Source organism: Pseudomonas sp. LBUM1647, from assembly GCF_059716175.1.
In genome coordinates, this window is record NZ_CP166809.1 from 4,972,361 (window position 1) to 4,986,323 (window position 13,963).

Genomic DNA, 13,963 nt, shown 5'->3' on the forward strand with positions numbered 1-13,963 from the left:
ACGTGCGAAACGATCGACGTGTTTTTTCATGGAATTCCATTCTCGTTATCTGAGATTTGTGTGGGAGCAATCTGCTCCCACACAAATATTGAGGCCTATTTGACTGGCTGGATTTCCAGCTTATCCAAACCCAAACCGAGCATGCGATCATCCTGACTCATGCCCAGCTGCTTGGGTGAAGCCGGAGAAGGAACTTTGATAATCAACGCATCGTCGCTCCCAGCGTTGCTGACGTTCAGGGTATAAGAGGAATTTTCCGCAGTCAGGGTGACTGGATACCGATGACCATCGACTTCTATGTTAAACACCTTATTTTCATTTGGGCCGAATGCTTTGGCAGTAAGGATAAGGTCAAATGTCGTCGGCAATGGTTTGACGAATTTAACGGCTACAGCGGCACCATCCGACCAAGCGCCCCAGCTTTCAGCGTGAGAAATCCCGGTAATTCTAGCTACTGTGTCCGGCCATGAAGCGCTGCTGAAATCTATTAGCACTGGATAGAGACTCGATATTTTTTTAGCAAGCGAGTATCCGTTGAACCTCATGACTTCGAATTCTCCCCTCGCAAATTCGACTTCGCCGACAGCTAGCACCCATTTTTTATCAGCAGGCGATTGAGCTGCGGTATAAGGAACACCGACGACATAGGAAAGATCACGGGCTGCGGTTATGTCGCCGACGTAAACCAATGCCCTCAATGTTGAAGCTATGTTTTCTCCAATCACCACTAATGTGGACAGCTCTGAGGGAGGTACATAGCTCTTGGCGAACAACCCGGCTTTGTCATACGTATCGATCACCATTCGCTGTCTGACCTCTGCATTATTGAATGCAGTGCTGACCGCGATGGACAACGGCAAGTACACAAACATAAAAAAAATGGCGCCAGAGCTTGCCGATTTATACCAGAGGAATACGGCGAATGCTGACAAGGCTGCCAGTAACATGAACCATTTTTCATTCACCGAGTATCCACGTAGCTCTGGACTATCGACGTGGCTAGGCGTGAAAGGGTGCATTTGGGTCAGCCCGGCGTAGGCAACGATAGCCAGTACTACAAGGGCCGTCCCCAGCCGCCAGTATTTGAGCTGCATACCATGAACCCGATCCAGCTGAGAGCCTGCTGCGATGAAGAGCAGCGGCAGCATGAAATCGTAGTACCTCATGTGCAATCTGAAGGCCGTCTCGACTACGTTGGTGCCCGCTACCGATGCTGTAAAGAGCGCGACAATGGCGATCAGGTTCAACAGCAGTGCCAAGGTGCAGATGGCGATTTTGTCTTCGGCCAGAATCGACTTGTTGGCGAACGCTTTTACGGTGCCGAATATAATGATTGCCAGGGCAGCCCCGAACATCAAGGCATTGGCAAGCAAATGCCCTTCAACGATTCGGGGTGCAGCCAGAAATATATCCAGATAACGTTGCAGCGTTGTCGCGCTTGACTCAAACGTTGAAGTATAGAAGTTGCCGAATAACGTAAGACCCGACTTACCAGCCACCAGAAAACTGACAATGAACTTGGTCGCGAACATCGTGACGACAAAAATCGCCGCGTTTCTCAGGCCCGTGGTCATCCATTTGTCGATGCATTTATAGGCGAAAAACAGGATACACAGGCAAAAGCCAGGGACCATGAATAAAGCGTGGGGTTTGACCAGCGATGTGCACCCCATTATAAAGCCGAAGATAAGCCATTTCTTTACGGGCGCCCGAGCATCGAGGCTCAAGAAATAGCAAACACTTATCCAGAACGCCATGAAGAACAGCGCTTCGGGCATGAAGTAGGCGGTGTAGCTGTTGATGGGCCCCAGCATGCTGAGGGCAACGATCAACACCGAAACGCGAGCGCCGCAGAAGCGCCTGGACGTCAGGTAAATAAAGGGTGCCGCGGCCACGAAAAACACTGAGTTGAAGAGCCTTGAACACTCCATGAACCCGCCGCCGCACAAGTTGGTCAACTTGTAGATGGCCAGATAAAGATAGTCCGGGATGTAGGCGGCAGAAAGCGGCATCAATCTGGACATCGAGCTATAGGTGTACTCGTCTCCTAGTACCCCAGGATAAAGCCCGATGGATCTCACCATCAGCAAGATCAGTGTAACTACCATGATTCCCATGATAGCCGTGGGTGCGCCCAAGCGTGACCCGTTTGAAAATTGCATACCGCCTTCCTATCTTTATTTATACCCGACCACACGATCAGGTATTTAGACTTTCACTATGACTTTACCGCCAGAACGATGCCAAACATGATGAAAAGCACGCCGACAAAATATTGCATCTGAAAGCGTTCACCCAGTATGAAGTGACTGCCAATCGGCACGAGAACAAACGCCATTGCCATTAGTGGGTAAGCCTTGCCTAACTCGATTTTTTGCAGAACCCACACCCAGGCAATAGTAGTTAAACCATACAATGCAAAAGCCGAGCCCAGTATCATAAGGGTTTTCAAATCAAAAAAAGTGCCTGCTCGCTGCAATGAACTTGCACTTACTTTAAACATGATCTGTCCGGCAGCTATACCAACCACACACAAGATAGCAATGACATAGACCATTAAAGGCTACCTTTAAGCTTAGATTTTACTTTCGCCAAGTGGAAAGGTCTTCTGGGAACGGAAGCAATATCCTGACCTAAAAACGCAAGTATGAATTGAATACCCAAAATGATCGGCAACGCAGAAAACATTACCGTACCGGCTGGAGTTGGAATATCCGTATACACGGAGCTTACCCAGTGCGAGGCGCCGAACAGAACGCCCCACACCAACATCAACAATCCGACCGGAAGCTCTATTGATGCCAGCGACATGTCTCTGAGGTAGTAGTTATAGAAAATACGCTTACCAAAATTGCGAACGTGTTTAACAAAAAACTCGCCAACGACTTTCGAAATTTTGAGGTTGCTCACTTCATCGCCATATTTGGCATGCATTGGAACGTCGATAACTACAGCGCGCAGCGTATTGAGCCTGAAGAGAATATCGGTTTCAAAAAAATATCGACGGCTGATTTTATTTAACGGCAGGTGTTTAGCGACGTCACGGTGAATCGCGGTATAGCCGTTGGTGGGATCGAACAGATCCCAGTAGCCTGAGGAAAACTTGGTCATGAAGGACAGAACGGCATTGCCGAACAAGCGAATTCTTGGCATTGCGCGGATTTCTTCCAAATCAAAGAACCGATTCCCTTTGGTGTAATCCGCTTCCCCATCGAGGATTGGATTAACAAAGTTCATGATCAGGGTGGGGTCCATCTGGCCATCACCGTCTATCTTGACGATTACATCCATGCCATCCTCAATCGCGGCCTTGTAGCCGGTCATCACTGCACCACCAACGCCCTGATTCTCAGGATTACGCAACACTACAACACGGGGATCGGAGCAGTTTTGCTTTACATATGCGCCAGAGCCTTCCGGACAGCAGTCGTCGACTACGTAAATGCGTTCGACTTCAGGGCCGATCTCTGCGATCACACCCAGGATATGTGCGATCACTTTGTAGGACGGAATCAAGACAGCTATCTTGTTTTGCCCATCCAGTTCGACAGCGCTGTTTATGCCTGACTTTATTTGGTCTTGGTGCCCGATGGTCATATCTCAATCTACCTACTGGTCTCAGTCTACTAGTGGATCAAACTTGGTTTGGCGGCGTCAGCGGCTTCAAATCAAAACGGCTTGCAATTGCTTTGCACTTTCTTCCCATGTCAACCAAGGCATCGTCATGGATGTAGGGTGTTCGCCACTTTCGAACAACTTCAGCCAAGCCTGGGTGAATTGCGCCAGTTCCTTGGCCGACATGCCTTGGAAATAAAACGCATGCTCGCCGACTATTTCCCGAAAAACCGGCAGGTCGCGGACGGCCAAAACCCTCGCCTTCGGATGCAGCGACAGCTTGTCGCGAAAATACATCCACCGAACTTTACCCATCATTTCCATGCTGATCACCCTGTGCTCAAAAATTGAACAGAAGCAGTTGAAAACCTAGGTCAGTTTTCAGTCGGAAGAAGAACTTTTACTGGCTAAGTATTCGGTCAGCGGCAACGCATTACCCTTCGGAAGCATCAAGCTTATTAAGTTCTCCACACTTTCTCTCCAGGTCAACCATGGTATTTTACTGGAATCAGGATGGATATTTTCATCGTACAGTTCCGACCACTCCAAAACAGCACCAGCTAAACTGTCAGCAGTCCGCCCGTCAAAATAAAATGCATACTCTCCAGCCACTTCATTAAAAACAGGTAAATTACGAGCAATAATCGGGATTCCGTGCTGTGCCGCTTCAATTAACGGTAGGCCGAACCCCTCTCCTTCCGACGCAGCGATAAGGCAGGTACATACTGAATAGACCTTCTCCAAGTATTCATCGCTAATCGCCTCAAGCCAAAACAACTTCTTGTTCAGCATTGGGTGAGTTTCGATTCTGCTCGAGAGCTCATCTACATTCCATCCACGCTTGCCAATTATAACCAACGCGGATTCACTACCTTCAGACCAAAGCTTTTCAAAAGCGGAAAGGGTTTGTGCTTGGCCTTTACGCGGTTCTAAGGTACCCACTTGCAGAAAGCTTTTACGTTCTGAAATTTTCTTTAGTGTACTAGCTGCCGAGTCAGGTAGCCCATACGATGGATTTGAGTTTTCTATATCAGCCCCTATATGAAACCAATTGATCATCAGTTTCCGTTCCCTGGCCTCACCATGCTCCATTAGCCAAGTATCGAGTTCTTCTGCAACCGTTTTGGATATGCAGAAAAACCCGTCCATATAACGGGATAACTTCAGCCACCGCTCGTGATCGGCAAAGGTACCTGTCGGAAAATAATCAGGTTTGAGCAAAGGGAGCAAATCATATAACACAAAAAACACCTTGATACCTTCACGTCGCAAGTGCCTATAGAAGGTCGCCTGCTTCACTTGTACTCCATGCTGCATGTCCAAACCGAGAAAAATGTCACCCTGAGCGAAGTCTATGTAACTATTGTCCTCGTCACCGCCATCTTCGCCTTTGAATTGACGCGTATAGCTGCGTGCGTAGCGATATCCGAACTCGTCGTCAGTCGCGAAGACCGGCTCCACCACGTATCCAGCCGGAGGATTAAGCAGCAGCTCGCGCAAGATGCTTCGAACCACACGCTGAACACCCGTTCTAGAATCGCGCTGGACCATTTCGGAAACATCGACCAATAACTGTCGAGTTGTAGAAGGAGTATGCATTGCAACGCATTGTGCAACACGCTTGAGCTCGGTTTCTGCCATCGCCACGCCATCACGGGCAATCTGACCAAGCAGCCAAGCTCGATGCTTGCCAGAGGCGATTTCATAATCAGCATCATAGTTTGCATGCTCACCGTGCCAGCGCTCAAAAGCCCGGAGCGTACGCTGCGCACTGATATCCCAGGTAAAGTTACGCGCCTGCACGACGCCATTTTCCTTTAATTGCCGATAAAGCGTCGGATCTCCAAGTACTTGCAGGATTTTGTCGGTAATTGCCCTTTCCGAATAGGGATCGAACAAGGCTTCGGGATTGCCGATCACCTCCGGCACACTGGTAGTGTTAGAACCTATGGCCGCGGCGCCACAAGACATGGCTTCGAGCACAGGAAGACCGAAACCTTCATGCTGAGACGCGAATACGTAAAGCGTGCACTGGTTATAGAACTGCACAAGCTCATCGTCGGTAACACGCCCAGTAATGACGACTTCCTCGAGAGACAGGCCGCATCTGATTATGTGCTGCTCAAATCGATATCGGTGATCATCCGGTAACCCCCCCACCAACACCAACTGATGCTCATGGCGGAATGTGATGGGTAATAACGCGTAGGCACTGATCAATCCCAGATGATTTTTACGATCGTCCGTGGCGCCGGAGTACATCAGATACGGTCGAGTTATCCGATACTTTTCATTCAATGCTTGGGTTTCAGCATACGTATAACTCAACGGAGTGAAAATATCGTCCACAGCAGCGGAGATATTGACGACCTGGCTCTCTGAAAAATTCAGATACTGAAGCGCTTCTTGCCTGGAAGACTCTGAAATGGCCAACATCAGATCGGCACGATTCAGATGGGTAATCTTTTCCCGGTATAACCGCTCAAAATCCGGATTCGGCTTTAGATAGACTTCACTCTGGATAAGCGGAATCAGGTCATAGAACGTAACAGCACAAGGCACCTTGAATGGTGAGCGACCAATACTATGAACTGCATTGTCGCCGAACCCTTCCATCAGGCTGGTGACATGCACAATGTCTGGATTCAGTGAAGCAAGAAACTCTTCCCTGATCAGCTCTGCAATATCTTTGCGAACATCATTCGCCGGATCGAACGCGTGGACCGGCCCCACACTGTGCCATACCTTGATATTTTCAGGCGGCAGCAATCCATCAAATGCATCACGGATAGTGTCGATAGTTTCAGGGAAAAGCCCATTCAATGCGAGTAAAAACTCGTGATCACCGCCATTCTTGACCATGGCCAATGCAAGCGCCATCGTATAACGCCCGATGCCTCTGTACCGGCTGCCAGTCTGGGTTCCCTGCATATCAATGACAATGCGCATCTACTGGCTTTCCTTCTGAGACATAAGGCGCGTAATTTCCTTATAAATGGCGCATCCCTTAGGGGACAACGGTGTATTGCCTGGAATGAACTCCTGAGGAGCACTTGCCTCCTCTCCCGTACCGCCGAAGAGATTGGAGAGGGCTGAATTATAACGAAGCAACCCCCTGCGATGAGCGAACAGGCGTATATGCTGATAAGGGAGTGGGTAACGCCTGAGGAGGCTTTTTGCCACATGATTCAAGCGTGGGCTCTTGATAGCAACTCGGATACATACAGCCAGAAAAGATCCTGCACCTTTCACGCTCTTTTGCAGAACGCGCTCAAACAACCCGTGCATCCAACGTAATGGGCGTGTCAGCCTCCAGGAATTACTGGCCTGAATAGCAACGAAGTTGGCCTCATGCTGATTCGAACGCATAAACCAAATGTGGGCATTTTCCTGCGATGCGCGCAAGTCATTACGCGCCGTACGGAGTTCCTCCTCCAGTCGTGCGGACTTCTCGATCCAAGTGTTCAGATCGCAGGATATCTGCGAAAGCTTTTCACCAGCAGCCCTAAACTCCGCCTCACTGATATTATTGACCTTCTTCTCAATAAGCTCGATGTGATTTTCTCGAAATTTCGAATCGACTTTATGTTCGACGTGATTCAAGTGCTGCTTCAACTTTTGCATGCCCTCCTCCACTGCCCCCATCCAAAGGACGAGAGAAGAGTCTTCGGGTGCGAATGATTCACCTGACAACCCACGATCGAACAGATCTAGCATAAAACCGAAGGACCATTGACTGGGTGGGAGAGCCCACAGTTGAGCAATCCAGCCATCAACCGGTGGTGCCAAGCTGGATGGGCTGATGGCCACTTCACGGAGGAATCCCGGCTGATCGACCTTCCCAGACATCACCTCTTTGACGAAGATCAGAAACGCTAGGTAAACGCTATGTGGCCATACTCCGTCCTCGGGCTTTGAGCCAATCGATCCAAAATCAATGAGACGTGCATGAGATCGTTCATCCACCAGAATATTCCATACTCGTAAATCGTCATGATAAAGACCCGACGCTTCCAGAACGGTCAATTGCTGCAGAATTCCCCTGATAACCTGCAGCGCGTCATATGGCTGGCGATGCAGGATCAAATCCAGCAACAACCGTCCAGGAATACGCTCCATGACCAGCCATGCTTCAAAATCACTGACACCTGCTTCATATAGGGCTGGAGCAGCAAAGCCCTCGGGAGGGCGTTGTAGAAATTTCGCCTCGTGTAGTATCTCCGCTTTCCCCCGCTCCGAATATTCACCGTTGATAGTAAAAACCTTGATCACATGCGTTTGCGAAAAAAAATACTTGCGAGCACCACGATGCGCCCCAGCAGCCATTGCATGTGATTCAGTAGTGCTGGACTCGATCACTCCCAGTAAGTCGCCGATACACCAATACTGATTACTGGCGATATACAGAGGGCGCTTGATATCCGCGAGATGTGTCTCATAACGAGAAACTTCATGGACGAAGTCTGCCCCGCTCAAAAGAGATCGAGGATCATCGGGTTGCGATGCACCCCAATATAAAGGTTCAGTATTGAGTGCGAACTCGCATACAAGCACCGCCCCCAATTCAAGAATACTGTTCAACAATGAAACAACAGCGTCCACACCATGTTGATAGATCAAATGATGGAAAACACTGAGGCCCAGGATGATATCGAAACGTTCATCAGCCAAACGATGCAGAACGTCCTCTATGCGGCCCACTTCGAAAGTCGCCTGAATCTGCGAATGTTCCTGCGCAAGCGCCCGGCAAACCGCAATGTTCTGCTCCAGGTAATCCACACCATGAACAGCTGCCCCCAGCTTTCCAAGGCTCATGCTGAAAAAGCCTTGGGCACATCCTAGATCCAGGACTTTGAGCGGTCGACCTAACTCTATCTCCAGAGCTCGGTAGACTCGAGCAATCTCCGCCAATCGATCATCACAGCCCCGGGAACAATTATCGGTGTATGACGGGTGATTGAATATCGGCTGGTAAAGCTCCGGCAGCTCGGCAATCAATTGCGACAACTCAGACATCTTTGACTCCGCTTTCCAAACTCGCTTCGCACACCGAGAACGTAGACTGTAAATCGATGATCCCCGAGAAGCTCACAGAGCGACTCACCTGAATCATGACCGAGTCATAGCGTCTATCGAGGGGAACCAGCTCATCCGTGGGGAAACCGGATGAAATGCCGAAAGAAACTAGGTAATGACCCTCGAAAAGACTGACTGGTAACGAAAACCGAAAAACCTTGAAATCACCGGCCCTAACCGAAATCAGCTCACGACTTTCCGACGTCAGGACCGAGTTGGTGCCATATAGAAAGATACCTTCCAGTGTCTTTATCAGGAAACCAGGGATGACACTGTCAAAATCCGCATCGAAGCGGACTTTAAAGTAGAAGTCGACCAAGCTGTTGCTAACGATCTGCGACGGAAATCGCTCTTCGTTTGCAACTATAAGGTAATCCAGTATTTGTGCACCTTTCTGCCCCCAGCGATACTCTTCTGGGTGATAGCCGGGGCGCATGCTGAATTCGTCCCCCCCCCCCATTTCCATGAACAACTTGGACGCTGGAAGAGGTGTCGATTGTTTCCCCACCCCCGATACTCTTTTGCCGAACAACTCATCCAGATAACGGTTGGTCACCTCACGAGACTTACCGTCCATCTCGACACGACCGTCCTTAAGCATGATCGCGCGCTCGCAATGTTTCACGACATCTCCTGGACTGTGTGAAACGAGCACAAGCGCAGTACCTTGCTCCTTGAAGTCGGAAATACGCTTGTAGCATTTTGCTTGAAAGTAGGCATCACCGACTGAAAGCGCCTCATCAACGATGAGAATCTCAGGCCTAAAGGCAGTCGCGACTGCGAAGCCGACACGCATTTGCATCCCGCTGGAATAGGTGCGGACCGGTTCATCAAAATAGGTTCCAATCTCCGCGAAAGCCTCGATATCCGAGATTGCCTGCTCGATCTGAGTGGTCGAGAAGCCCATCAGTCCTGCTGAATGAAAGACGTTCGCCCGGCCGGTCAGTTCAGGATTGAAGCCCATCCCCAACTCTAGAATGGCGGAGATCCGGCCATTGACTTGGACGCTGCCAGTACTGGGCTGCAACGTGCCTGTGATCATTTTTAACAGGGTCGACTTGCCAGCCCCGTTTTGCCCGACAATACCGATTGTCTCACCTGGACTAATGGTGAAATTGATATCTTTCAAGATCCAATGCTCATCGCGGGGCTTTGACGGCAGATAAAACCAGCTTGCTATACGCTGAAACTCCGAATGGTAGGTCTTATAGGACTTACCCAACCCGCTAACTACCAGCAAACTCATAACGCATCCACCATCTCAGGAACTGCGCGTCGGAACATGAAAAGCCCCAACAACATCAACGCAAAGGCCACACCAAGGGTGATGAGCGCCCGATGCAAGTCCGGAGACTGACCATACACCATAACACTGTGGTAGGCGCTGACAATGGAGAACATAGGATTGAACTCAAGTGTGCCTTTTAGATAATCCGGAATGATACTGACCGGATAGACAATAGGAGTGAACCAGAACCAAACTTGCAGCACGATCGGCACGACCTGACCGATATCACGAACGAAGACATTTAGAACGCCCAACACCAAACCCAACCCCACCGCCAACGCGACAACGCTTAATGTCAGGGGAATGAGCCACAGCATTTGAAGATTAGGAGCCTGTCCTAAAAGCGCGAAAACAATCAAAATAGCAATGAACAACAGCAAGTTGTTCAGCAGACAGGAGCCCACCACAATCACCGGCAAAGTAATCCTCGGAAAACTGATTTTCTTCATGAGGTTACCTTGATCTATGAATAGATTGAGGAATCGACTAATGATCTCCGAAAAAAGATTCCATGCCAGTGATCCAGCCATCAGATAAAGCGCATAGGCGTACTTGTTATCCACCCCTGGGAGTTTCGCTGCGAGGATGTTGGATAGAATCAATGCATAGATCGCCACCTGCGCAAGAGGGTGAATGATCATCCATAAACCACCCAACCGACTGCGCGAAAACCTCGTAATAAACTCGTTACGAATTGAAGAGAGGATAAAACCTCTATAGTTCCAGAGTCCTCGTAGCATACTCAGCATGCTACCCCCTGAATCAACCGCTCAATCTCTGCCACGCGGCACTGTACTTCACTGCAGTTACTGCGGCTTTCGACATTCAAGCGCAGTAAAGGCTCAGTGTTCGAACCCCGAAGGTTGAAACGCCACTCGAGAAACTCGACACTGATTCCATCCGTGGTATCTATTGTGGGGTTTTGCATCTCGTAATATTGCACGATCCTTTTCAGCGTGCTGAAAACATCATCGACCTTGTAATTGATTTCGCCGCTGCAGGGGAATGCTACGATCCGCTCATCGACAAGTTGAGCGAGTGTCTTGCCTGTTTCAGACATCAACGCAGCTACTAGGAGCCAAGGAATCATCCCGCTGTCGCAATACGCAAAATCGCGGAAGTAGTGGTGAGCGCTCATCTCCCCGCCATACACCGCATCTTCCTCACGCATACGCTCCTTGATGAACGCATGTCCGGTTTTGCTTTGAACGGCGATACCACCCGCCTGCTCGACCTGTTCGATAGTGTTCCAGGTCAGGCGCGGATCGTGGATGATTTTGCTGCCGGGGTGTTGCTTGAGCAGCATTTCGGCCAACAGGCCAACGAGGTAATAGCCTTCGATGAACCGACCGTCGGCATCGAAGAAGAAGCATCGATCGAAGTCACCGTCCCAGGCCAGGCCCATGTCGCATTGGTTGGCCAGCAGAGCCTGACGAGTCAGTTCGCGGTTCTCGGGCAGCAGTGGATTGGGTACGCCGTTCGGAAAATGGCCATCGGGCACTTCGTTGATGAATACCCATTGCAGCGGCAGTCGTGCAGCCAGAGCCTGCAGCACGGGACCGGCAGCGCCATTGCCCGGGTCTGCGAGAATCTTGAGGGGTTTCAAGGTGCTGACGTCGACGTAGGTGAGCAAATGGTCGATGTAAGCAGTCTTGTCGAACGCTTGGCGAACCGTGCCTTTTTCAGCCGCGACGGTGCCCAGCTCACCCTGATCGACACGCTGGCGGATGGCGTCGAGGCCAGTGTCGCCGCTGATAGGGCGAGACTCGGCCTTGACGAGTTTCATGCCGTTGTAGCCTTTGGGGTTGTGGCTGGCAGTGATCATCACGCCGCCATCAACCTTGTAGTGACTGGTGGCGAAGTAGACTTCCTCGGTGCCGCACAGCCCGATGTCGATCACATCGGCACCCGACTCGGTAATGCCGCGCATCAGCGCTGCCGCCAGAGGTGGGCTTTCGAGCCTCATGTCCTGGCCTACCACGAAGGTTGTCCCCTGCAACTCGGCAACGAGCGCGCGACCTATGCGGTAGGCGATGTCTTCGTTGAGTTGAGCGGGTACCTGACCACGAATGTCATAGGCTTTGAAGCATTGCGTCACGATAGGAGGAAACATTCTACTCACTAACTGAAATGTCCGATGCCGCCCTGAGGCGGCAACGGCAAGAATGGACCGCCAGGGCCTGATGCCGCTGGCGCGCTGCCCCCGCTAGACGCGGGGCTCGCTTCGGGTTCAGTGTTGTTACTTTTCGACGCGACCGTAGTTGTCTTCGAAACGCACAATGTCATCTTCGCCCAGATAGTCACCGCTCTGCACTTCGATCAGCACCAGATCGATAACACCCGGGTTCATCAAACGATGCTGATGACCAGCACGAATAAAGGTGGACTCGTTGGAGTTCAACATCAGCTCTTGCTGGTCGTTGACCACCATTGCCATCCCGCTGACAACGATCCAGTGCTCGCTTCTGTGATGGTGCATCTGCAAGGACAACGAAGCCTTGGGCTTCACAACAATGCGCTTGATCTTGAAGCGCTCGCCATTTTCCAGCGTCGTGTAGGTGCCCCAAGGGCGATGCACGGTACGGTGGAGTAAATGAACCGTATGACTGCTGGCCTTGAGCTGATTGACGATATGTTTTACGTCTTGAGCATGGTCCTTGTGAGCAATCATCACCGCATCCGGGGTGTCGATCACCAGCAAGTCCTCGACACCGACCAGCGCGGTTAGCCGACCTTCGCTGTTAACGTAGTTATTGCGCGAGTTATGAGACAGCACTTCGCCTTCAAAGCGGTTACCGTTCTCGTCAGGCTCGGTCAGCTCACTGACGGCGTTCCAGGATCCAATGTCGCTCCAGCCGATGTCGCAGGGAACGGTCGCAACTTTAGAGGAGCGCTCCATCAACGCGTAGTCGATGGAGATATCCGGAACCTCTGCGAACGCATCAGCATCCAGCGCCAGGCAACGGTACTTGGCGGATGAAGTAAGGCGCGATGCTTCAATCGTCCTGGTGACCGCTTCCACTACGTCCGGAGCATGCTGACGAAGCTCTTCGAGGACAGTGCCCACCCGGAAGCAGAACATCCCGGAGTTCCAGTAGTAGTTGCCTGCGGCAACATAACTTTGCGCGGTGTCAAGATTGGGTTTCTCGACAAAACGAGCTACTTTCAAGCCGCCCTTCAGCGGTGCATCTTTTTGCGCTTCGATGTAGCCAAACCCTGTTTCAGGGTACGTCGGCTGGATCCCGAAGGTAACCAACCAACCTTCGGCGGCCAGCGTCATGGCGCTGGCTACGGCCGCAGCAAATGCTTTTTCGTCCTTTATCAGATGGTCAGCCGCCAGCACCAGCATTTGGGCATCAGGACCATGGGTCGTTTCCAGCTGAAGCGCAGCAGCGGCGACGGCAGCAGCGGTGTTACGACCAAAAGGTTCCAGGATGAAACCTTGAGCATGCCTGGCTGTATTGACTGCGCCGTACTCGTCTTCGGTCTTGAACAGGAGTTCGCGGTTGGTCACCGTCAGAACTTCCACAACACCTTCCAGACACGAGGCACGGAGGAAGGTTTTCTGGATTAGATTCTGGCCATCTGGCAAATCCATGAACGGCTTTGGATGGGCTTCTCGAGAAACAGGCCACAACCGGCTGCCCACTCCGCCAGACAAAATTACGGGAATCAGTTCCATGCTCTAAATCCTTAATCCCCCTTCTGGCAAATACGTCCAGGAAGTGGGGCTCAGTTATATTTCCGGTTATTCCTGCATCGTCTCGATGCAAATTCTTGTTGAACCTGTCCCCAGGATGACAGCTCGGCTTCGATCCAAACCCGCTAGCCTCATGCCCGGTATCGCTCTAATTACCTAGCTCCAGCATTCATCGGATGCCCCTACCTGCAACACTGTGTATTGGAGGCAATCTAGACAATGCTGTCTCCTTTGGAAAGAAAAAGCGGATCATTGGAGGTTGAAATGCAATGCGGAGCAGGATC

Annotated in this window: 9 protein-coding genes and 1 pseudogene; all 10 read right to left on the bottom strand. The window is 50.8% G+C overall.

The genetic code is table 11. From position 1 onward, the window contains the following. Nucleotides 1–95: 95 nt before the first annotated feature. Nucleotides 96–2,162, bottom strand: a complete 2,067-nt coding sequence (locus ACA059_RS22805; protein ID WP_497631094.1) for an ArnT family glycosyltransferase — start codon at nt 2,160–2,162, stop codon at nt 96–98. Nucleotides 2,163–2,218: 56 nt separating this feature from the next. Next, nucleotides 2,219–2,557, bottom strand: a complete 339-nt coding sequence (locus ACA059_RS22810) for a DMT family transporter (protein WP_497631095.1) — start codon at nt 2,555–2,557, stop codon at nt 2,219–2,221. After that, nucleotides 2,557–3,597, bottom strand: coding sequence for a glycosyltransferase family 2 protein (locus ACA059_RS22815; RefSeq protein ID WP_497631096.1), 1,041 nt, complete (start codon nt 3,595–3,597; stop codon nt 2,557–2,559). The genes ACA059_RS22810 and ACA059_RS22815 overlap by 1 nt, the downstream gene beginning before the upstream one ends. 66 nt (nt 3,598–3,663) lie before the next feature. Then, nucleotides 3,664–3,892: pseudogene (locus ACA059_RS22820) on the bottom strand (glycosyltransferase family 1 protein); the annotation flags it as partial. 104 nt (nt 3,893–3,996) lie between these two features. Continuing rightward, nucleotides 3,997–6,564, bottom strand: coding sequence for a glycosyltransferase family 4 protein (locus tag ACA059_RS22825; RefSeq protein ID WP_497631097.1), 2,568 nt, complete (start codon nt 6,562–6,564; stop codon nt 3,997–3,999). Then, nucleotides 6,565–8,631: a methyltransferase domain-containing protein gene (locus ACA059_RS22830; RefSeq protein WP_497631098.1), complete on the bottom strand. Its 2,067-nt coding sequence runs from the start codon at nt 8,629–8,631 to the stop codon at nt 6,565–6,567. Continuing rightward, nucleotides 8,624–9,937, bottom strand: a complete 1,314-nt coding sequence (locus tag ACA059_RS22835; protein ID WP_497631099.1) for an ABC transporter ATP-binding protein — start codon at nt 9,935–9,937, stop codon at nt 8,624–8,626. Before ACA059_RS22835 ends, ACA059_RS22830 begins: the two co-directional genes overlap by 8 nt. Further along, the gene (locus ACA059_RS22840; protein WP_497631100.1) at nt 9,934–10,728 is read right to left on the bottom strand and encodes an ABC transporter permease; all 795 of its coding nucleotides are present in this window, start codon (nt 10,726–10,728) and stop codon (nt 9,934–9,936) included. The genes ACA059_RS22835 and ACA059_RS22840 overlap by 4 nt, the downstream gene beginning before the upstream one ends. Then, a complete protein-coding gene (locus ACA059_RS22845; RefSeq protein WP_497631101.1) occupies nt 10,722–12,092 on the bottom strand; it encodes a phosphohexomutase domain-containing protein in 1,371 nt (456 codons plus the stop codon). Before ACA059_RS22845 ends, ACA059_RS22840 begins: the two co-directional genes overlap by 7 nt. A 126-nt stretch (nt 12,093–12,218) precedes the next feature. After that, complete coding sequence (locus ACA059_RS22850; RefSeq protein WP_497631102.1) at nt 12,219–13,661, bottom strand: mannose-1-phosphate guanylyltransferase/mannose-6-phosphate isomerase; 1,443 nt, start codon at nt 13,659–13,661, stop codon at nt 12,219–12,221. Between the last annotated feature and the right edge of the window lie 302 nt (nt 13,662–13,963).